Source organism: Streptomyces sp. NPDC053542 (assembly GCF_044544685.1).
In the GTDB taxonomy this organism is placed as follows: Bacteria; Actinomycetota; Actinomycetes; order Streptomycetales; family Streptomycetaceae; genus Streptomyces.
Genome location: NZ_JBITXL010000002.1, coordinates 515166 through 534784 on the forward strand (window position 1 = coordinate 515166; position 19619 = coordinate 534784).

20 protein-coding genes are annotated in these 19619 nt (G+C 74.2%); 11 read left to right on the top strand and 9 right to left on the bottom strand.

What is annotated here, in order from left to right; all coding sequences use genetic code 11:
* Positions 1-126: 126 nt before the first annotated feature.
* Entirely contained in the window at positions 127-798 is a 672-nt protein-coding gene (locus tag ACIGXO_RS06560) for a response regulator (RefSeq protein ID WP_399781197.1), read from the bottom strand.
* On the bottom strand, positions 795-2072 hold the full coding sequence (locus ACIGXO_RS06565; protein WP_399781200.1) for a sensor histidine kinase: 1278 nt from the start codon (positions 2070-2072) through the stop codon (positions 795-797). The genes ACIGXO_RS06560 and ACIGXO_RS06565 overlap by 4 nt, the downstream gene beginning before the upstream one ends.
* Before the next feature lie 145 nt (positions 2073-2217).
* Between ACIGXO_RS06565 and ACIGXO_RS06570 the strand changes: the two genes are divergently transcribed.
* Positions 2218-3312, top strand: coding sequence for an ABC transporter permease (locus tag ACIGXO_RS06570; RefSeq protein WP_399781203.1), 1095 nt, complete (start codon positions 2218-2220; stop codon positions 3310-3312).
* Between the two features lie 91 nt (positions 3313-3403).
* The gene (locus tag ACIGXO_RS06575) at positions 3404-4090 is read left to right on the top strand and encodes an ABC transporter ATP-binding protein (RefSeq protein WP_399781205.1); all 687 of its coding nucleotides are present in this window, start codon (positions 3404-3406) and stop codon (positions 4088-4090) included.
* 79 nt (positions 4091-4169) lie between these two features.
* On the opposite strand, the gene ACIGXO_RS06580 is transcribed toward ACIGXO_RS06575, so the two are convergent.
* Both ACIGXO_RS06580 and ACIGXO_RS06585 read right to left on the bottom strand, forming a co-directional pair.
* Positions 4170-4676 carry an indole-3-glycerol phosphate synthase gene (locus tag ACIGXO_RS06580; RefSeq protein ID WP_399781208.1) on the bottom strand — a complete coding sequence of 169 codons (507 nt, stop codon included), beginning with the start codon at positions 4674-4676 and terminating at the stop codon, positions 4170-4172.
* 166 nt (positions 4677-4842) lie between these two features.
* The gene (locus ACIGXO_RS06585; RefSeq protein WP_399781211.1) at positions 4843-5709 is read right to left on the bottom strand and encodes a pyrimidine reductase family protein; all 867 of its coding nucleotides are present in this window, start codon (positions 5707-5709) and stop codon (positions 4843-4845) included.
* A gap of 129 nt (positions 5710-5838) precedes the next feature.
* Here ACIGXO_RS06585 and zapE point away from each other — a divergent pair, with 129 nt between their 5' ends.
* Complete coding sequence (zapE, locus tag ACIGXO_RS06590) at positions 5839-6921, top strand: cell division protein ZapE (RefSeq protein ID WP_399781964.1); 1083 nt, start codon at positions 5839-5841, stop codon at positions 6919-6921.
* Between the two features lie 199 nt (positions 6922-7120).
* Positions 7121-8482: an alkaline phosphatase PhoX gene (locus tag ACIGXO_RS06595; protein ID WP_399781214.1), complete on the top strand. Its 1362-nt coding sequence runs from the start codon at positions 7121-7123 to the stop codon at positions 8480-8482.
* Positions 8483-8570: 88 nt separating this feature from the next.
* Here the strand turns inward: ACIGXO_RS06595 and ACIGXO_RS06600 are convergent, their stop codons facing one another.
* The 4 genes from ACIGXO_RS06600 to ACIGXO_RS06615 form a co-directional block, all read right to left on the bottom strand.
* The gene (locus ACIGXO_RS06600; protein WP_399781216.1) at positions 8571-8729 is read right to left on the bottom strand and encodes a hypothetical protein; all 159 of its coding nucleotides are present in this window, start codon (positions 8727-8729) and stop codon (positions 8571-8573) included.
* A 26-nt stretch (positions 8730-8755) separates the two neighbouring features.
* Entirely contained in the window at positions 8756-9424 is a 669-nt protein-coding gene (locus tag ACIGXO_RS06605; protein WP_399781219.1) for an ABC transporter, read from the bottom strand.
* The gene (locus ACIGXO_RS06610) at positions 9421-10329 is read right to left on the bottom strand and encodes an ATP-binding cassette domain-containing protein (protein ID WP_399781221.1); all 909 of its coding nucleotides are present in this window, start codon (positions 10327-10329) and stop codon (positions 9421-9423) included. Before ACIGXO_RS06610 ends, ACIGXO_RS06605 begins: the two co-directional genes overlap by 4 nt.
* A 126-nt stretch (positions 10330-10455) precedes the next feature.
* Positions 10456-11133 (bottom strand): AIM24 family protein, encoded by a 678-nt coding sequence (locus ACIGXO_RS06615; protein WP_399781225.1) that lies wholly within the window; start codon positions 11131-11133, stop codon positions 10456-10458.
* Between the two features lie 144 nt (positions 11134-11277).
* Here ACIGXO_RS06615 and ACIGXO_RS06620 point away from each other — a divergent pair, with 144 nt between their 5' ends.
* Entirely contained in the window at positions 11278-12018 is a 741-nt protein-coding gene (locus ACIGXO_RS06620) for a peptidyl-tRNA hydrolase (protein WP_399781228.1), read from the top strand.
* A 51-nt stretch (positions 12019-12069) separates the two neighbouring features.
* Here ACIGXO_RS06620 and ACIGXO_RS06625 read toward each other — a convergent pair whose 3' ends face one another.
* On the bottom strand, positions 12070-12849 hold the full coding sequence (locus ACIGXO_RS06625; RefSeq protein ID WP_399781231.1) for a nuclease-related domain-containing protein: 780 nt from the start codon (positions 12847-12849) through the stop codon (positions 12070-12072).
* 197 nt (positions 12850-13046) lie between these two features.
* Here ACIGXO_RS06625 and ACIGXO_RS06630 point away from each other — a divergent pair, with 197 nt between their 5' ends.
* The 6 genes from ACIGXO_RS06630 to ACIGXO_RS06655 all read left to right on the top strand — a co-directional run bounded on the left by ACIGXO_RS06630 (position 13047) and on the right by ACIGXO_RS06655 (position 19604).
* The gene (locus tag ACIGXO_RS06630) at positions 13047-13685 is read left to right on the top strand and encodes an NUDIX hydrolase (RefSeq protein ID WP_399781234.1); all 639 of its coding nucleotides are present in this window, start codon (positions 13047-13049) and stop codon (positions 13683-13685) included.
* 51 nt (positions 13686-13736) lie between these two features.
* Positions 13737-14408 (top strand): LysE family translocator, encoded by a 672-nt coding sequence (locus ACIGXO_RS06635; RefSeq protein WP_399781237.1) that lies wholly within the window; start codon positions 13737-13739, stop codon positions 14406-14408.
* A gap of 188 nt (positions 14409-14596) precedes the next feature.
* Positions 14597-16114, top strand: coding sequence for a DUF692 domain-containing protein (locus ACIGXO_RS06640; RefSeq protein ID WP_399781240.1), 1518 nt, complete (start codon positions 14597-14599; stop codon positions 16112-16114).
* Between the two features lie 5 nt (positions 16115-16119).
* A complete protein-coding gene (locus ACIGXO_RS06645) occupies positions 16120-17013 on the top strand; it encodes a TIGR04222 domain-containing membrane protein (RefSeq protein ID WP_399781243.1) in 894 nt (297 codons plus the stop codon).
* 139 nt (positions 17014-17152) lie between these two features.
* The gene (locus ACIGXO_RS06650) at positions 17153-17899 is read left to right on the top strand and encodes a DUF4142 domain-containing protein (RefSeq protein ID WP_399781245.1); all 747 of its coding nucleotides are present in this window, start codon (positions 17153-17155) and stop codon (positions 17897-17899) included.
* Between the two features lie 169 nt (positions 17900-18068).
* Entirely contained in the window at positions 18069-19604 is a 1536-nt protein-coding gene (locus ACIGXO_RS06655; protein ID WP_399781248.1) for an alpha/beta hydrolase, read from the top strand.
* Positions 19605-19619: the final 15 nt, after the last annotated feature.

Genomic DNA, 19619 nt, shown 5'->3' on the forward strand with positions numbered 1-19619 from the left:
CGTGACGTCTCCCTGGTCGGTGTGCTCGGCCGGCGGTCGCCGGCGGGCTTGTCGGTCGGCTCGATTCTCGCACCCCGCACCGACAAACCCGGCCGCGGCGGGTCGATGCCCGCCACGCGGCGCGGATCAGCGCCGGACGATCCCCTGTGCCGTCGCCGTCGCGACCGCGGACGTGCGGGAGTCGACCCCGAGCTTGGTGTAGATGTGCACGAGGTGGGACTTCACGGTCGCCTGGCTGAGGAAGAGCCGCTTGCTGATCTGCGCGTTGGACAGGCCGTCGGCGACCAGCTGGAGCACCTCGGTCTCGCGGCGCGAGAGGGCGGCCGCCGGAGTGCGCATGCGGTCCATCAGGCGCAGCGCGACGGCCGGCGCGAGTGCCGACTTCCCCGCCGCTGCCGTGCGGACGGCGGCGGCCAGTTCCTCGGGCGGCGCGTCCTTGAGGAGGTAGCCGGTGGCACCTGCCTCGATGGCGGCGAGGATGTCCGCGTCGGTGTCGTACGTGGTGAGCACCAGCACACGGGGCGCGCCGTCCCGGGCGGTGATCTCGGCGGTGGCCTGCGGCCCGCGCATCTCGCCGGCGAACTGCAGGTCCATGAGGACCACGTCCACGCCGAGCCGGGCCGCGAGCGCCACGGATTCCTCGGCAGTGGGCACGTCGGCGACCACTTCGAAGTCCGGTTCGGTCTCCAGTACGGCCCGCAGCCCGGCGCGTACGACAGGGTGGTCGTCGGCCAGGAGAAGACGGATACGGCCGCCCCCCGGCGCGGCGTGACCGCAGGTGTGCGGGGTGTCGGTCACGTGCGGTCCTGTTCGGAGGGGCCGGCCGGAATGGTGGCGGTGGACGGGTGCGCGACGGGCAGGGTGACCGCGACGGCCGTGCCCTCCCCCGGCGCCGATTCGACCACGAGGGTGCCGTGCAGGGCCCGGGCCCGGGCGCGCATCGCGGCGAGGCCGAAACCGGAGCCGGTGGTGTCCGTACCGGGGGCCGGGACCTCGGACGGCCGGAATCCCGTGCCGTCGTCGACGACATCGAGGGCGACCTCGGTGTCCATGTAGCTGAGGGTCAGCTCGGCCCGGCTCGCCGCGGCGTGCTGCACGGTGTTGGCCAGCGCGGACTGGGCGATGCGCAGCAGGGCGACCTCCTGCGGGGTGGGCAGCTCCGCGGGCGTACCGGACACGTGGCAGTGCACGGCGAGGCCGCTGGTACGCGCCGTAGTGGCGCACAGCCGTTCCAGGGCGGCGGGGAGCGAGCTGTGGTCCAGGCCCGGCGGGCTCAGGGCGTGCACAAAGCGGCGGGCCTCGGCGAGGTTGTCGACGGCGGCCTCGCGGGCGTGCCGTACGTGGCCGAGCGCGCCGTCGGGACGGTCCGGCAGGGCCCGTTCGGCGGCCCGCAGCAGCAGCTGGATGCTGGACAGGCCCTGGGCGAGGGTGTCGTGGATCTCGCGGGCGAGGCGTTCGCGCTCGGCCAGGACGCCGGCGGTGCGTTCGGCGGCGGCCAGGTCGCTGCGGGCCTCGGTCAGCTCCTCGATGAGGCGGCGGCGCTGCTCGCTCTCCCGGTACAGCGCCTGGTACCCGAGGACGACGGCGACCGCGACGGCCGCCCCGAGGGCGGGCCCGAGAACCGTACCGACGGTGAGGGTACGGGCGTGCCACCCGAAGCCGCCGACGGCCACGGCGGTGGTGACTACAACAAGGGGCAGCGCCCACCTCAGAGGCAGCAGATGGAGCTGCACGAAGAAGAGCGGGAAGGCGAGCCAGACACCGTCCGGGGTGAGCAGCACCAGTAGGGCCCACACGACCAGTACGGCGGCGAGCCAGAGGGCGGCGGCCGCAGGGGCGGCGGACACCTTCGGAAGGACGGGCCCCAGTGCGTACACGAAGGCGAGCACGACGGCCGCTCCGATGACGGCCGGTGCGTCGGGCGCGTGCTCGGCGGCCGCCCGGATCGCGGCGAGGGCCAGCAGCGCGGCGACCATCAGGTGCAGGCACAGGCGCAGCACCCGGAGGACGGGGGTGAGGGAGTGCGGGTTCACGACGGCTTCAAGGCTATGCGGAGCCCTGGGCAGCGGCATCAACCGAAAGGTTGATCGGGTCGGCGCCCTTTCGATACCGGGGAAGCCGTCCCCGGCGCGATGCCCGGCACACCCCGTTGCGGCGAGGTTGGGAGCAGCCGCCGGGCACCGGGCCCGGCACCGTGCGCAAAGGAGCTCCGAGGCAGTGTTCGTCGCCTGGAGGGACCTGAGGTTCGCCAAGGGGCGGTTCGCCCTGATGGGGACCGTCATCGTGCTGATCACCGTGCTGGTGGGGCTGCTGTCCGGCCTGACGGCGGGCCTCGGCCGCGAGAACACCTCGGCGGTCACCTCGCTCCCCGCCGACCACCTCGTCTTCTCCGCGCCGGCGCAGGGCGACGACGTGTCGTTCACCGACTCGCACCTCAGTGCGAGGACCGCGGAGCGCTGGGCCCGGGTGCGCGGGGTGGACCGGGCCGAGCCGCTGGGCATCGCCACCACGAAGGCCGAGTCGGGGCCCCGTAACGCGGCGCTGTCCGCCTTCGGGGTGCGCCCCGGCTCCCGACTGGCACCGGAAGCGCGGGCGATCACGTCAGGCGCCGCCGTGCTCTCCGAGAAGGCCGCCGAGGAGCTGGACGTACGGGCCGGGGACCGCTTCACGCTGGCGGGGCACCGGCTGCGGGTCGCCGCCGTGGCGGGCGAGGCGATGTACAGCCACACGCCCGTCGTGTGGACCTCGCTGGACGACTGGCAGCGGGTGGGCGGCGGTCCGGCCGCCGCGCGCGGTACGGGCGGCTCCACGGTCCTCGCGCTGACCACCGGAGACGCCGGGGCCGGCGCCCTCGCGGCCGCCGACGAGAAGCTCGGCACCAAGACGGTGAGCTCCGCCGACGCCCTGCGGGCGATCGGGTCCTTCACCGCCGAGAACGGCTCGCTGCAACTGATGCGCGGCTTCCTCTTCGCCATCTCGGCGCTGGTCATCGGCGCGTTCTTCACCGTGTGGACGATCCAGCGCAGCGGCGACGTGGCCGTACTGAAGGCGCTCGGCGCCTCGACCCGCTACCTCCTGAAGGACGCGCTCGGCCAGGCCGTCGTCCTGCTGGTCCTCGGTACGGGCCTGGGCACCGCGCTCGCCGCCGGGGTGGGCGCGGCGGTCGGCGGCACCGTGCCCTTCGTGCTGGAGCCGGCCACCGTACTGGTCCCCGCGCTGATCATGATCGCGCTGGGTGCGGTGGGCGCCGCGCTGTCCATCCGGCGCATCACCTCCGTGGACCCGCTGACGGCCCTGGGCAGCGCCCGATGAAGCGGCACCCGATGACGCGGCACCCGATGGCACGCCGCCACCGCCGTCCCCGTAACGCACCGACCGCCCCCACCGCCCCGTGGAGCACCCGATGAGCCTCGATCTGACCGATGTGACCCTCACCTACCCCGACGGCGGCTCCCGGCTGACCGCGCTGGACGCGGTGTCGCTGCACGTGCCCGCCGGCACCATGACCGCGGTACTCGGCCCCTCGGGGTCGGGGAAGTCCAGCTTGCTGGCGGTGGCCGCCACCCTGATCACCCCGGACCGCGGCACCGTCACGATCGACGGCACCGTCACCACCGGGATGAGCCGGGCGCGGCTGACCGCGCTCCGCCGCGACAAGGTCGGCATGGTCTTCCAGCAGCCCAATCTGCTGCCCTCGCTGACCGCCGCCGAGCAGTTGCAGGCGATGGCCCACCTGGACGGGCGCTCGCCCCGTAAGGCCGCGCCGCGGGCGAAGGAGCTGCTGGCCGCCGTGGGGCTCGCCGAACAGGCGGACCGCCGGCCGCACCAGCTCTCGGGCGGCCAGCGGCAGCGGATCAACATCGCGCGGGCGCTGATGAACGACCCGGCCGTCCTGCTGGTCGACGAGCCGACCAGCGCGCTGGACCAGGAGCGCGGCGCCGCCGTCCTGGACCTGCTGACCACGCTCACCCACCAGCGGGCCACCGCGACCGTCCTCGTCACGCACGACCGGTCGCACCTGGGCGCGGTGGACGCGGTCGTGGAGGTACGGGACGGACGGGTCGGCGCGGGGGCGCCGACGGGCGCCTGAGGGCCTCCGAGGATGCTGTGGGCGGCCGCGGGGCGCCGGGCGCAACCGGGGCCGAGGCCCGGCGGCCGCCCCCTCGCGATCAGCCGCCGGCCGCCTCCCCCGCGTCCCCCGCCGGCTCCCCCGGCGCGTGCGCGAACAGCTTCAGTACGGGCACGCCGACCTTGTGGCGGGCGCGGGAGGCCCAGTCGCGGTGGAAGAACTCCTCGACGAAGTGCGGGGCGGTCAGCACGATCACCTCGTCCGCGCCCGTCTGGTCGACGACCGACCGCAGCAGGTCCAGCGGATGGTCCTCGACCACCTGTCCGATGGCCTCGGCGCCCGCGTTCCGCAGCTGCTGCAGGGTGTGCGACAGGGCCCGCTCCGCGGGCGGCTCCGCCTGCGGACCTTCGGGCTCGTCCCCCTCCCGGACCGCCTCGTCGAACTCGCCGAGGGCGACGTCATCGATGGCCCGCAGCAGCACGTCCTGCTCGCCGCGCGGCTGCATGAGGACGACGAAGGAGACCTCGTCGTCGCCGTGCAGCGTGGTGACGAACTCCACGTCGGCGGGCGACAGCGGCTTCTCGATCATCAATACGCTCGTGAACACGACGCGCGCCCTTCTTCTCCGCTCATGGACCGCCACGGGAGCGGCGGTCCGACAGAAACCATCCTTCCCCGTCCCAGGACGGGGCCTTCGTTCCTTCAGTGTGCCCACTGGAAGCTAAGCGGAACGGGGAATTCCGCCGAACGCCCGGGAGCTGGAGTGAAACGGTTCATGCGCGGCGGTACCGGGTGAACAGGAATCCGTCGTCCTCCAGTACGGACGCCAGGCGGAACCGTTCCGGCACCGTCAGGCCGGGCGCGTTCATGATCCGCGGCGCGTCCCCCACCGTCACCAGCGGCGCGAGCGACAGACACAGTTCGTCCAGCGCGCCCGCCGCGGCGAACTGGCCGAGCAGCCGCGGCCCGCCCTCCGTCAGCAGCCGGGTCAGCCCCAGGCCCGCGAGCGCGCCGGGCACCCGCGCGGGGTCCACCGCCGCGCCCTCCCCGGCGAAGACCACCTGGGCGCCGGCCGCCCGCGCGGCCTTCACCCGGTCCGCGTCGGCGCCCGCGCCGGTCAGCAGGACCGTGGGCACCAGCGGCTCCGTGAACAGGGGCAGCGAGAAGTCCAGGTCCAGGCTCGCGCTCACCACGGCGATGGCCGGCGCGGGCCCCTGCCCGGCCGCCGCCCGCCGCGCGGCGAACGCCTCGCGCGCCCTGGCCGGCCGGTAGCCCTCCTGGCGCACCGTCTCGGCGCCGGCGATCACCGCGTCGGCCAGCCCGCGCAGCACTCCGAAGATCCGCATGTCGGCGTCGCTCGAGAGGGGCTGCGAGCGCCCCTCATGGTGCGCGGCGCCGTCCACCGAGGACACCATGTTGGCGCGCAGCCAGCCGTGGGACGCCTCCGTGCCGGCCGCTGCCGCGGCCGCCGCCTCCGGATAGGCGTACGCCTCCGCCAGCTCGTCCAAGGTCCATTCCCGGTCTTCCATCCACTCCCGGTACCCGTCCGGCGGCGGCGACACCGCTTCGCCGGCGGTTCCTTGGGACGGCGCGTTCACGGACGGCGCGGACTGGGCGGGAGAGGGGAACAGACGTCGCATAGGCCGCAGTGTGGCACGGAGACGGCCGTGTGACATGCCTCGCTCAGCGGTCCGGCGTGTGCCGTGCAGCGACTACGCTGGAGCGCTGTGTCACCTTCCACGCCCTCGTCGCCCTCGCAGTCCGCTCCGATAACCGGCCAGGCCGCCGCCGGTCCCTCGGACGACGCGGCCCCGGCCGCGCTCACCGCGCGCGCCCCGCACGTCCCCGCCGACCGGCTGGTCGCGGAGATGGTGCCGCCGCCCCGCTTCCAGAGCGCGCGCTTCGAGACGTACATCCCGGACCCGGCGCAGCCCAGCCAGGCCGAGGCCGTACAGGTGCTCAGCTCCTTCGCGGCGAGCATCGGGGGCGGCGCGGGCTCCTCGGGGGGCAAGCGGCGCTGGTTCTCGAAGAAGCCCGCCGCGCCCCAGGGCCCGCGCGGCGTCTACCTGGACGGTGGCTACGGCGTCGGCAAGACCCACCTGCTGGCGTCCCTGTGGCACGCCACGCCGGCCGCACCGGAGCTCAAGGCGTTCGGCACCTTCGTGGAGCTGACCAACCTGGTCGGCGCGCTCGGCTTCCAGGAGACGGTGCGCACCCTCAGTGGCCACCGCCTGCTGTGCATCGACGAGTTCGAGCTGGACGACCCCGGCGACACGGTGCTGGTCTCCTCCCTGCTGGCCAAGCTGGTCGAGCACGGCGTGGCACTGGCGGCCACGTCGAACACGCTGCCGGGCAAGCTCGGCGAGGGCCGCTTCGCCGCCGCCGACTTCCTGCGCGAGATCCAGGGCCTGAGCGCCCACTTCCGGCCGCTGCGCATCGATGGCGAGGACTACCGCCACCGCGGGCTGCCCGAGGCGCCGGCGCCGTTCGACGACGAGACCGTCACCCGGGTCGCGTACGCCACGCCCGGCGCCTCGCTCGACGACTTCCCCGGGCTGCTGGACCACCTCTCGAAGGTCCACCCGAGCCGGTACGGCGCGATGTGCGACGACATCCGGGCGGTCTGCCTCACGGACGTACAGGCGGTGCCGGACCAGTCCACGGCGCTGCGCCTCGTAGTGCTGGCCGACCGGCTCTACGACCGCGAGGTGCCGGTGCTGGCGTCCGGCAAGCCGTTCGACGAGCTGTTCAGCGAGGAGATGCTCAAGGGCGGCTACCGCAAGAAGTACTTCCGCGCGATATCCCGGCTGACGGCGCTCGCCCGGGACGCGAAGCAGCTGACGGAGCGCTAGGAGCCGCGACGCGGCCCGGAGACGGGCACGGAGCGATCGAGCCCAGGAGGACCGGCGCACCGTCCGAAGCGGGCCGGAGCGCGGCCTCCGCGCCCTTCAGGGATGGTCCACGACACTCTACGCGCGTGGTTCCCGGCGGCCTTGTGACGTGGTACACACATCCGGTCACATCACCTGTCCGCCAGCAGGGAGTTGCCTCATGTCCGCAACACGACGTCAGATCCTTGCAAGAACCGGTGCGGTGGGGGCGGGAATCGCCTTCTCCGGCGCCGTCTCGGAGATCTTCGCCGGTACCGCCGTGGCCCAGTCGACGGGCCCGGACGGCTACGGACCGCTGGTGCCCGACCCGGACGGCCTGCTCGACCTCCCGAAGGGCTTCCGCTACAAGGTGCTGTCCCGGGAGGGCTCCCCGCTGCTCTCCGGTGAGGGCAAGGTACCGAGCAACTGCGACGGCATGGCGGCCTTCCGGGGCCGCCGGGGCCACACCCACCTGGTGCGCAACCACGAGAACCGCCGCAAGTCCCGCTCCGCCGTGCCCACCGTGCCCGGTATCACCTACGACCCGATGGGCGAGGGCGGCTGCACGGCCATCGAGGTCGACGCGCACAACGAAGTCGTCTCGGAGCGCGTCGCCATAGCCGGTACCTCCACGAACTGCGCGGGCGGCCCCACCCCCTGGAACACCTGGCTGACCTGCGAGGAGACCGAGTTCAAGGCGGGCGAGCAGGGCTACACCAAGGACCACGGCTTCATCTTCGAGGTCGACCCGTACGACCCGCGGCGCACCGGGGCCGTGCCTCTCACGGACATGGGCCGCTTCCAGCACGAGGCGATCGCGGTCGACCCCCGGGACGGCACGGTCTATGAGACCGAGGACGCGTTCGAGAAGCCGTTCGGGCTCTTCTACCGCTTCCACCCGAACAAGCCGCTGGGCGGCACCGGTTCGCTGCGTGCGGGCGGCCGGCTGCAGGCGATGCGCGTACCGGGGGTGAAGGACCTCTCCGCCATCAAGGAGACGGGCGCGACGTTCGACCGCATCGAGTGGGTGGACGTCCCGGACCCGCTCGCCAAGCAGACGCCCATCCGCTTCCAGGACTTCGGTACGAAGGGCATCACGCACGCCCAGAAGCTGGAGGGCTGCTACTGGGGCGGCTCCTGCGTGTACTTCGTGTCCAGCTTCGCGCACCGGGACGAGGGCTCGGCCGGCGACCACTACGGGCAGGTGTGGCGGTACGACCCGAAGCGGCGCCGTCTGACACTGGTGGTCGTCTTCGGCCCGGACAGCGACCTGCAGCTGCCCGGCGAGTCCCCCGACAACATCTGCCTGGCCCCCAGCGGCGGCCTGATGGTGTGCGAGGACGGAGACGGCGCACAGCACGTCTTCGGGCTGACGCGGCAGGGCAGGGTGTACCCGATGGCGCGCGGCCGCCAGAACATCGGGACGCCGGAGAAGCCGGAGTGGGGCGAGTTCGCGGGCGTCACCTTCGCGCCGGACGGGCGCACGATGTACGTGAACTGCTACACGCCGGGGACGACGTTCGCGGTGACGGGACCGTTCTGACCGAGGTCATCGCCCTTCGGGCCCCGAGCGGCCCTTCGAGGGCGAGCGGCCCTTCGAGGCCGAGCGCGCACCGCCTGTATGGGCTCGACTAGCCCGAACAGGCGGTGCGCTGGGCTTCCTGCCACTCGCAGACCGGGCACAGGACGATGCCCGGGGTGCTCTCCGGGTACTCGGTGGGCTCGCGGCACAGGACGCACTCGGCGAGCGGTGCGTCTTCGGGCGCGGGGTGCTGGGTGGCGGGCTGCATGGTCCCGAGCCTACTGCCGCCGCCGCTCAGGTACGCCGGGAGCTGAGCGCGCAGGCCGCCGCGACGGCCGCGGCGGCGATCAGGGCGGCCGCGCCCAGCGGCAGCCAGGGAACGGTCACCGTGCCGTCGGACGAGCCGGTGACCAGGCCGCTGACCGCGGCGTTCGCGGGCGAGGCCGCGGTGACGAGGAGCAGCAGGGCGGCCAGCGCCCCCGTGGGGACCGCCCATCCGGTACTGCGCACCACGGGCCAGTTGGCCAGCGCGCCGGCCGCCGTGCCCAGCAGGACGCAGGAGAGCGCCGTGAGGGCCCCGGCGAGGGCCGCGGGCCCCATCGGTACGGCGGTGCGGTGATCGGCGCTGTGCGGGTCGGAGACCAGCGCGACGAAGCCCGTACCGAGCGCCCCGAGGACCGTCGCGGCCAGCGCCGCGGTCAGGACGGCCGCCAGGTGCGCGCGGCCGGGGCCCGCGGCCGCCGCGGTACAGGCCCGCGCCGCGGGCGGTTCGCCGGTCACGCAGGCCCGCACCAGCCACACGGCCACGGGGAGCAGCGGGGCGGCGGCGTACCCGTACCCGTCGAGCACCGGATCGCCGGCCCGGATGCCGATCGCCACGAAGGCGGCGTACAGGAGAGCGGGCGGCAGCCAGCGGTGCGAGCCGATGAGCAGCGCGACGTGGTAGCGGAGCAGCGGGATCACGGGGTGTCGGTCCTCGGTGCGGTGGAGTGGGCGGGGTCGCCCCGGTGGGTGCCTTCGGGGGCCACGGCGTGGATGTGCCAGCGCGGACGGGCCGTCAGGAGGGCGTGCAGCAGCGGGTCGGAGTACGGGGCGGGGACGGTGAAGCGGATCGTGCCGTCCGGGCCGGGCCCGGTGACGGGTGCGCCCGGGAGGCCGGGCGGCGGGGCGGCACCGGGCGGGCCCTGCGCCTCCACGGTCACGCGCGGGCCCGGGGCGGCGTGCGGCCCCCGGGTGGCGCGCGCCGCGTACGGATGCGCGTCCTGCGGGCGAAGGCCCGCGTCCACGACCCGGTAGCAGGCGTCCGCGGCGCCGGCCAGGCGCGCCGGGTCGTGGTCGACGAACACGACGGTGCCGCCCGCCGCGACGCGCTCGGCCACCGCGCGGTCGAGCGTGCCGCGCGCCGTGCCGTCCAGGCCGGTCCACGCCTCGTCCAGGACGAGCAGTTCGGGCTCGGCGAGCAGCGCCTGCACGACGGCGACCTTCTGGCTGGTGCCCTTGGAGAGCTCGGCGAGCGGCGTACGGGCGTGCTCCGCCGCCCCGAAGCGCTCCAGCCACTCGGTGGCCCGCCGGGCCGGCGCGGCACCGCGCAGCCCGTGGACGCGCCCGAGATGACCGAGGTACTCCAGCGCCGTGAACGACAGCGCCGCGGGGAAGCGCTCCGGTACGTACGCCGCGCGCGGGCGTCCCGTGACGCGGCCCGTACTCGGTGCGTCGATCCCGGCGCACAGACGGAGCAGCGTGGACTTGCCGCTGCCGTTCGTGCCCTCGATGCGCACCAGGGACGCGCGCGGCACTTCGAGGTCGACGTCGCGCAGCACCCAGGGGCCGCGCAGCCCGTAGCGCCGCCCCACCTTGTGCAGCTTCATCCTGCTGGCCGCCTTCGTGCCGGTGTCCGTCTCAGTGCCGGTGTCCGTCTCAGTGCCGGTGTCCGTCTCAACCGGTGTCCGTCGTCTCAGTGCCGGTGTCCGTCTCCACGCCCTCCGCGCGCCGCCTCAGCCGTTCGACGACTGACTGGGCCTCGCCTCACTGGGCCGTACGATCACGAACCCCTCGCCGTCCAGGCGCAGCTGTACGGCCTCGCCCGAGCCGCCGCGGATCATCGACCCGACGCTCTGCGAGCGGTGCAGCGAGGTCTTCAGCTCGGCGCTCCAGCCGACCACCGCGTCGGTGTCCACGAAGACCGGCAGCTGCGGGCTGACGGGGATGACGATCGGGTTGCCCTCGCACATCACGCCGAGCTGGCCGTGCCCGGTGAACACGGAGTTGAAGAGCCCACCGCCGGTCATTCCGGCGCCCTTCACGACCTTTATCTCGTAGGACAGGGTGGAATCGAAGCACAGGATGTTGCGGCCGTTGAGGGTGATGCTGTCCCCGGGGGCGAGGTCGACGATGAAGCAGTTCTGCGCCTCGTGCGCGAACCACACCTCCCCCTGGCCGCGCACGGCCATCAGAGCCAGCCCCTCGCCCGTGACCGCCCGCTTGAGGAACTTGCCCACCCCCTGGCCCTGCTTCTCGAACTGCAGGTTGCCGCGGAAGGCGACCATCGAGCCCTGGCGCGCGTAGCACTCGCCGTCCACCACGTACTTGATCGACTTGGCGTTCTGCAGGGTCATGCCGGGCGCGGTGGCCGCGGTGACCAAGTTCTCGGACGAGAAGAGTTCGCTCTGCATGGTGAGGATGATCGCCCGGAACTCTTCCCTCCGCCAAGGAGGTTCGGGGAACGGCCCGGAGGACCGCCCGAGGGACTGCCCGGAGGACGCCTCGGCCAGGGCTCCGCGCCGGGGATTGTCAGTGGCTGCTGGCAGACTGAAACCGTGAGCAGCACCGAGACCCACAGCACCGGCAATACCGAGACCCACACCCCTGCCGCGCCCGCGCGCCGGGCGGAGACCGACCGCGACGCCGCACCCCAGTTCGTGCTGCCGCTGGTCGTCCGGCTGGAGAAGACCGCACCGCCGGCGCGGACGGACGCGCTGGAGACGGCCGCGCGGGCGGTCCTCGTACTGCTCTCGGACGAGCGCTCGCTGGGCGACGGCGAGTGGGCCGCCGCCGTGCGGGACTGGCAGGACGCCCGGATCCGCAAGGTCGTGCGGCGGGCGCGCGGTGCGGAGTGGCGGCGCGCGGCGGAGCTGCCGGGCATCACGGTCACCGGCGACTCGGCCGAGGTGCGGGTCTTCCCGCCGGTGCCGCTGGACGGCTGGCCCAAGGAGCTGGCCAAGCTCCAGGTCTCGGGTACGGAGCTGGACGACCCGGAGCCGCCGGGCGCGCCCGGCACGGAGGGACCCGTGCTCTGGCTGAGCCCGGAGCTGAAGATGTCGGCGGGCAAGTCGATGGCCCAGGCGGGCCACGGCGCGCAGCTCGCGTGGTGGGAGCTGTCCGGGCCCGAGCGGGCGGCCTGGAAGGCGGCCGGCTTCCCGCTGTCGGTGCGCACGGCGGAGCCGGACCACTGGGCGGCGCTGATACGCAGCGGCCTGCCCGTCGTCCGCGACGCGGGCTTCACGGAGATCACCCCCGGTTCGTGCACGGTGGTCGCCGATCATCCGGGGCTGCGGTAGGCCGCGCGCGGGGCGGATGAGGGAGCGGGGTGAGTGGTGAGGGGGCCGGACTCACACCCCGTGCCAGGTGTGGCGGTTGCGGGCGACGGTGTGGATGCGGTCGGCAGTAGTGGGGGTGAGTACGCCGCCGAGGGCGCCGAGGGCGGTGACCGCCTGGGCTCCGGCCATGAGGCGTACGGCCGCGTCGTCTTCCTTCGCGTTCGCGCTCGCGCTCGCCTCACCGAGGGAGTCCGGACCGGGCTGGTCCGGTAGCTGTTCGATGTGGTGGGGGCCGATGAGGACGAGTACGGGGTGGGCGGGGACCGGGAAGCCGCAGGCGCGGGTCAGGGCGTAGGTCGCGCGCTCGGCGCGCTGCCGGCACCGGCGCACGTACGGCTGCGGGCGGCGGCCGCGCCCCGGGCGCACGTCGGTGGCGTCGGCCCGTACGCGCGCGGCACGTACGTACTCCGTGGCGACGCAGAAGACCCCGCCCGGCCCGATGAGCAGGTGGCTGATCTCGCTGCCGGGCGGCAGCGGCAGGGAGTGCAGCACGTGCCAGCCGCCGCGGCCCAGCCGCTCCAGCTCCGCGCCCACCGCGCACTCCGCGGCGAGCCGGCGCCGCCACTCGTCCTGTACGGGCCGCCGGCCCAGCAGCCGGGCGGCGAACAGCGCGGGGCCGTCGAGGGGGTGCGCGGCGAGGTGGGTGCGGAGCACCTCTCCGGGGCGGTTCGGTGCGAGGTCGTCGTCCGGCGGCAGGAAGAGCCGGTCGGGATCGTTCGACGGCAGGAAGCGCCGGCCGGGGTCGTTCGACGGCAGGAAGCGCCGGTCGGGGTCGTCCGGCGTCGGTTTCACGGACATCACCCCTCGCGCACCCCTCACGGGACTCGCCTCCGGCGGGCGGCCGTCATGGCGCCGGCCCCGCCCCTCCCCCATGGGACCAGGAGCCCGCGGCACGGGCAAGAGCGAGTGAAGGTACGCAGAACGAGCCGGTGAACGTCCACAAAACGGTGGGAACGGACGTCCGGTCGTGGTACATCGTGATGATGCCGATGTCGACGTTGAAGGAAGCGGACCTCGCGGATCCGTCCCGGCTCGAGGCCGCCCTGCGCGCCAACCTCGCGGCCTTCGAACGGCGCGAGATCACCGTGCCCGAGGGCGTGCGCCGCGCCGCGGTGTGCCTCACCGTGCTCCCGTACCGCGACGAGCCGCACGTCCTGGTGATCAAGCGGGCGCCGCGCGGCCGCAACGCCGGGCAGTGGGCGCTTCCCGGCGGCCGCCTGGACGAGGGCGAGTCGGCGGCGGCCGCCGCGCTGCGGGAGCTGGCCGAGGAAACCTCGGTCGACGCCGGCCCCGAGGAGATCGCCGGGTATCTGGACGACTTCCAGACCGACTCCGGGTTCGTCATCACGCCGCTCGTCGTCGTCCCGCGCGGACCCGCGCTGCCGCGGCCGGCCCCGGACGAGGTCCAGTCGGTGCACCACGTACCGCTGCGGCGGCTGCGGGAGCCGGACCTGCCGCGGTGGGTCACGGCTCCGGACGGCGGGCCGCTGCTGCAGATGCCGCTGCGCCCGGGGATGGTGATCCACGCGCCCACCGGGGCGCTGCTGTGGCAGTTCCGGGAGGTGTGCCTGCTCGGCCGCCCGACCCGGGTGGACACGGTGACCCAGCCGGCGTTCACCCGGCGCTGACCAGGCGCCCCCGCGACCGGCGGGGCCCACGGAGCACGTACCGTTTCTTGCGTGTACACCTCACTCCTCGGTTTCACCGTCGTCGCAGCCCTGCTGACCGTCTCCCCCGGTCCGGACTTCGCCGTCGTGCTGCGCACCGCGCTCCGCTCGGGGCGGCGCGCCGCGCTGTGCTCCGCGCTCGGCATCGCGGCGGGCTGCTTCGTATGGGGGCTGGCGGGCGCGGCCGGGCTGACGGCGATGCTGTCGGCGTCCCGGGTCGCGTACGACGGGCTCCGGATCGCGGGCGCCGCGTACCTGATGTGGCTCGGCTTCCAGGCGCTGCGCAGCGCGCACCGCAGTGCGCGGCGCGGCACCACAGAGGCCACGGCGTCCCCCGAGAGCGCCCCGGCGGACGGTCCGGCCGGCCCGGAGGCGCCGCAGACCCCGTGGCGCGCGTTCCGCACCGGGGTGCTGACCAACGTGCTCAATCCGAAGGTCGGCGTGGTGTACATGTCGCTGCTGCCGCAGTTCATCCCGCACGGCGCGCCGGTCGTGGCGACCACCCTGATGCTCGTCGCCGTCCACGCCGTACTGGGCGTCGTCTGGCTCGGCTCCGTCACCCTCGCCGTGCACCGCGCGCGGGCCGTCTTCCGCAGGCCGCGCGTCCGCCGCCGCCTCGAACAGCTCACCGGCACCGTCCTCCTGGGGCTCGGCGCCGCGGTGGCCGCCGAAACGGCGCGCTGACGCGTCACGCGGCACCGGCCCCGCCCGTATGCCGGGCAACGGCCCCGTATGCCGCGCGACGGCCCCGTACGCTGCGCAAAGGCAGGGAAAAGCTCAGATCCGGCTCTGAACCCGGCCCACGGATGGTTCGTCCTCCCCAGAGGGGTGATGAGTACGGAATACGCGGAGTCGGGAGTGGAGGGGGAACCATGGAGCAGCCAGGGCACACCGGCCGCCGGGAGCGGCAGGCGCACCGGCTACGCCTGGGCACCGGTATCGGCTGGCGGCCGGAGATCGCCGAGGGCATCGCCCGGCTGCCCGGCATCGACTGGGTCGAGGTCGTCGCGGAGAACATCTGCCCCGGCCATCTCCCGCCCGCCCTGGAAGCGCTGCGCGCCCGCGGCACGACCGTCGTGCCGCACGGCGTCTCCCTCGGGCTGGGCGGCGCCGAGCGGCCGGACGCGGGGCGGCTGGCCGCGCTGGCCGAGCGCGCCGAAGCGCTCGCCGCGCCGCTCGTCACGGAGCACATCGCCTTCGTAAGGGCCGGCGGCGAGCCGACCGGCGGGCCGCGCATGGAGGCGGGGCACCTGCTGCCCGTACCGCGGACGTACGACGCGCTGGACGTGCTGTGCGAGAACGTACGCATCGCGCAGGACGCGCTGCCGGTACCGCTGGCCCTGGAGAACATCGCGGCGCTGATCAACTGGCCGGGCGAGGAGCTGACCGAGGGGCAGTTCCTCGCCGAGCTCGTCGAGCGGACCGGCGTACGGCTCCTGATCGACGTGGCGAACCTGCACACCAACCACGTCAACCGGGGCGAGGACCCGGCGGCCGCGCTGGCCGCGCTGCCCGTGGAGGCGATCGCGTACGTCCACGTCGCGGGCGGTTTCGAACGGGACGGGGTGTGGCACGACAGCCATGCCCACCCCGTGACGCAGCCGGTCCTGGACGTACTGGCCGAGCTGTGCGCCCGGGTCGGTCCGCCCGGCGTTCTCCTCGAACGCGACGAGAACTTCCCCGCTACGGAGGAGCTCGCCGCCGAACTGGACGCCATACGGGACGTCGTCGAATCGACCGCGGCGCGGCCCGTGGCAGTGCCCCGGGCCAGGCCGCTCTCCGAGGCCCGGCCCGGCGCCCGGACCGGCTCCCTGCCCGCGTCCCGGTCCGACTTCCTCGGCGACACAGCGGCCAAGGAGACCGAAGCCGCCCGCGCCCGCCTCGCCGCCGCGCAGGAGGAGCTGCTCGCGGCCCTGGTGGCGGGCGAGCCGGACCCCGCGGGCTTCGACGGGGAGCGGCTGGCCGTACAGCGGCGCGCGCTGGCCTCCAAGCGCGCCGACGTGATCGCCTCGGTCGCGCCGGAGCTGCCCGGCATACTCGGCGCGGACTACCGCAGCGCCTTCCTGGACTACGCGCAGCACCGGCCGATGCGGGGCGGCTACCGCCGCGACGCGCTGGACTTCGCCGGCCATCTGCTCGCTCTCGGCCTGCCGGCGCACCCCGCCGCACGGCGGGAGCTGACACAGTGGTGGCGCGAGCGCTCGGGCCCCACCCCGCCGCCGGCCCGTCCCGCGGCACGGCTGGCCCGGCTGGCCCGCACGGTGACCGGCCGCCTGCTGCCCCGGACGGGCCACGCGGCGGGCGGCCCGGACGGCCGGAGCGCACCCCCGAGCGTGCCGGCGGGTGCCCCGCGGGTGGAGTATGTCGACAGATCCCGGAGTGGGAGGTAATCACTTTGTCCTTCGCGCAGTTGGTGTACTGGGCCGTCGCCGCTTCCTCAGTGGTGCTCATCGCCGGTACGGTCCACACCCGCCGCGCCACGCCGTCCCCCCGGACCACCCTGCTCGTCGAGGCGGACGCGCACGACCTCTGGGAGAACGCCTTCCTCGCCGGCGGGCCCGGCCGGGTCGCCGACGCGGCGATCGCCGGGATGCACGGCGACGGCCGGCTGGCGATCGGCGGCCCCGGAACGGTCACCGCACGCCGCCCCGCCGTCTCGCACGACCCGGTCGAGTCCGCGGTACTGGAAGCCCTCGCGCGCACGCCCGGCGGCTCGCTGACGCGGCTGCGCCCCACGGTCATGCGCAGCGCGGCCGTCCAGCAGATCGGCGACCGGCTGGCCGACCGCGGCCTGCTGCGCCGCCCGGAGACCGGCCGGCGCTGGCGGCAGCTGGCCCGGCTGCAGATCGGCGCGTGCATGTGCGTCTTCTTCCTCGGCATCTTCCAGTCGGTGACGGGCGCGCTGGACGACGGGGCTCCGCAGTACCCGCAGAACATGCCGTTCGTGCTCAAGGTGACGCCCGCGGTGTTCGCGGGGATCTTCGTCGGCACGCTGTGCCGGAGCGCCGTGCGCCGCCGCATCACGAAGGCCGGCAAGCGGGTCCTCAAGCAGTTCCGCGCGGCGAACAGGGCGGCCGTCGCCGGCCCGGCGGACCGGTCCGCCGCGCTCACCGTGGCCGTGGGCGGCGTGGCGGTGCTGGTGGACCGGGTACTGCGCGACCATCTGCTGGAGGCGCAGCGGGCGGCGGCCGGCACCGCGACGGCCGCCGCGGTGTCCTCGACCGGCCCCGGCGCCGACTGGAGCGCCGCTGGAGACAGCGGCGGGACGTGGTGCGGCTCGGGCAGCTGACAGCGCGCCCAGGCCCGCCTGGCGGCCCCGGAAACCCGCCAACGTACCAACCCCCGCGCCCCATTGAGCGGGGTTCGGCGAACGGGGGACGCGGGCCGGGCAGGGCCGAATAGCGTGCGGTGCCGCACCAGGAGGCACCATGCGAACCGTCACCGGAACCGGTCTCGTCGTCGCCGCACTCGTCGCGACGGCAGCCGCACTGCTCTTCCCCATCCTGTCCTTCGCCGGGCTGTCGGCGGCCGGCACCGACCCCGACGCGGGCACCGTCGCCACCCGCTCCGGCCCGCTCTCCCCGCTCGACCGCGACTTCGTGACCAAGGTACGGCTGGCCGGGCTCTGGGAGCTGCCGGCCGGTCAGCAGGCCCAGGAGCGCGGCACCACGAAGGCCGTACGGACCGCGGGCGACCACCTCGTGACCGGGCACTCCGAACTCGACCGGCACGTACGGGAGGTGGCCGCGCAGCTCGGCGTCGACCTGCCCAACCAGCCCAACGAGCAGCAGCGGGGCTGGCTCTCCGAGCTGGAGGCCGCGCGCGGCGCCGAGTACGACCGGAAGTTCGCCAACATCCTGCGGCTGGCGCACGGCAAGGTCTTCACGGTCGTCGCGCAGGTCCGCGCGACCACCCGCAACTCGCTGGTCCGCGGGCTGGCGGACGACGCCAACGCGACCGTGCTCGACCACATCACCGTGCTCGAACGCACCGGTTTCGTGGACTTCGACGGCATCGCGCGGGACACGCAGGCGTCGAGCTCGCCGACGTCACCGGCCGCACCGCCGCCCGTGGCGCCGGCGCCGTCGGCGCCGCCCGCACCGCCCGCGCCCGCCACCCCGTCCGCGACGTACTCGCTGCCGCCGGCCGCCTCGACGCCCGCGCCGAAGCGCTGACCCGTACGGGGGATCCGCCCCGCGCGCCTCCTCGCGGTCTCTTCCGGGGCATCCCTTCCGACACCGGGGCCCGGTGCTTTACATCATCAAATCCCCGCTCAAGTATCCCTTTTGTCACACACGGTGACGCCATTCGGAGGCGGCACGGTGACCCACGAAGGGACGGCTTGTGAAGGCAGTAGCGTTGTTCGGCGCCATCGGGTCACTGGTTCTGGGCACACTGGCGGCCGCTCCGGCGGACGGCGCGGACACCGGGCCCCGCGCGCCGGCGCCGAAGAAGATCTCATGGGGCCGCTGCGCCCCCGTGGAGCACCTCCCGTCCGGCGTGGAGTGCGGCAAGGTCAGCGTCCCCCTCGACTACACGCACCCCGAAGGCAAGAAGATCGACCTCACGGTCAGCCGTAAGCGCGCCACCGGCCCCGCGCGCGAGCGGCAGGGCGCGCTGCTCTACAACCCGGGCGGCCCCGGCGGCTCCGCGATGCCCTTCCCCATGTACGCCGAGCTGCCCGAGTGGCGCCGCACGGCCCGGGCGTACGACTTCGTCGGCTACGCGCCGCGCGGGGTGGGGCGGTCGGCGCCGCTCTCGTGCGAGGACCCCGAGCAGTCCTCGAAGGCGCCCACGGACAGCCCGGTGCACCCCTCGGAGCGCTTCAAGCAGCAGAAGATCAAGGAGGCGCGGGAGTACGCGGAGGGCTGCGCACGCAGGACCGGGCCCGCGCTGCAGCACTACAACACGCTGAACAACGCGCGTGATCTGGAGATGCTGCGGGCCGCGCTGGGCGAGAAGAAGCTCACCTTCATGGGCGCGTCGTACGGCACGTACCTCGGTGCCGTGTACGCGACGCTCTACCCGGGGCACGTGCGCCGCATGGTCTTCGACAGCGTCGTGAACCCGGCCCCGGACAAGGTCTGGTACCAGAACAACCTCGAACAGAACATCGCCTTCGAGGGCCGCTGGCAGGACTGGCGCACCTGGGTGGCCAAGCACCACAAGACGTACCGCCTCGGCACGACGGCGGACGCGGTGGGGAAGGCGTACTACCGGGCGGCCGCGCAGCTGCGGCGGAAGCCGGCGGGCGGCAAGGTCGGCCCGGCCCAGCTCCAGTCCGCCTTCCTGACCGCGGGGTACAGCGACCACTACTGGCCCATCCGGGCGGCCGCGCTGTCCAAGTACCTCAAGGGCGACCCGAAGCCGCTGATCGCGCAGGCGGCGCCGGACCCGGAGGACGCGGCGTCCAAGGAGAACGGCGACGCGGTCTACTCGGCCGTGGAGTGCAATGACGCGGACTGGCCGCGGGACTGGGCGACGTGGGACCGCGACAACACGATCGTGTCCCAGGTCGCGCCGTTCGAGACCTGGGACAACGCCTGGATGAACCTGCCCTGCGCGTTCTGGCCCCGGCCGGCGCGGACGCTCCAGCAGCGCCCGCTGGACGTCCGTACGGCTCCCGGGGCACTGCCCCCGGTACTGCTGCTCGCGGCGGAGCGGGACGGCGCCACGCCGTACGAGGGGGCGCGGGAGCTGCACCGCAGGCTGGCGGGGTCGACGCTGGTCACCGAGCGCGACGCCGGCACGCACGGGATCGCCTTCAGCGAGAACGACTGCGTGAACAAGTACACCGAGGACTACCTGCTCACCGGGCGGGTCCCGGCACGGGATGCGTTCTGCAAGCCGCACAAGGAGCCCGAGCCCGGCGAGCAGTGAGCCGGACGCGGTGGC

Bases quoted from the DNA above. Each gene is read 5' to 3' on its own strand.
- ACIGXO_RS06565 (WP_399781200.1), bottom strand. From the start codon at position 2,072: ATGCCGCTGCCCAGGGCTCCGCATAGCCTTGAAGCCGTCGTGAACCCG.
- ACIGXO_RS06575 (WP_399781205.1), top strand. From the start codon at position 3,404: ATGAGCCTCGATCTGACCGATGTGACCCTCACCTACCCCGACGGCGGC.
- ACIGXO_RS06585 (WP_399781211.1), bottom strand. From the start codon at position 5,709: ATGCGACGTCTGTTCCCCTCTCCCGCCCAGTCCGCGCCGTCCGTGAAC.
- ACIGXO_RS06595 (WP_399781214.1), top strand. From the start codon at position 7,121: ATGTCCGCAACACGACGTCAGATCCTTGCAAGAACCGGTGCGGTGGGG.
- ACIGXO_RS06600 (WP_399781216.1), bottom strand. From the start codon at position 8,729: ATGCAGCCCGCCACCCAGCACCCCGCGCCCGAAGACGCACCGCTCGCC.
- ACIGXO_RS06610 (WP_399781221.1), bottom strand. From the start codon at position 10,329: ATGAAGCTGCACAAGGTGGGGCGGCGCTACGGGCTGCGCGGCCCCTGG.
- ACIGXO_RS06615 (WP_399781225.1), bottom strand. From the start codon at position 11,133: ATGCAGAGCGAACTCTTCTCGTCCGAGAACTTGGTCACCGCGGCCACC.
- ACIGXO_RS06630 (WP_399781234.1), top strand. From the start codon at position 13,047: ATGTCGACGTTGAAGGAAGCGGACCTCGCGGATCCGTCCCGGCTCGAG.
- ACIGXO_RS06640 (WP_399781240.1), top strand. From the start codon at position 14,597: ATGGAGCAGCCAGGGCACACCGGCCGCCGGGAGCGGCAGGCGCACCGG.
- ACIGXO_RS06650 (WP_399781245.1), top strand. From the start codon at position 17,153: ATGCGAACCGTCACCGGAACCGGTCTCGTCGTCGCCGCACTCGTCGCG.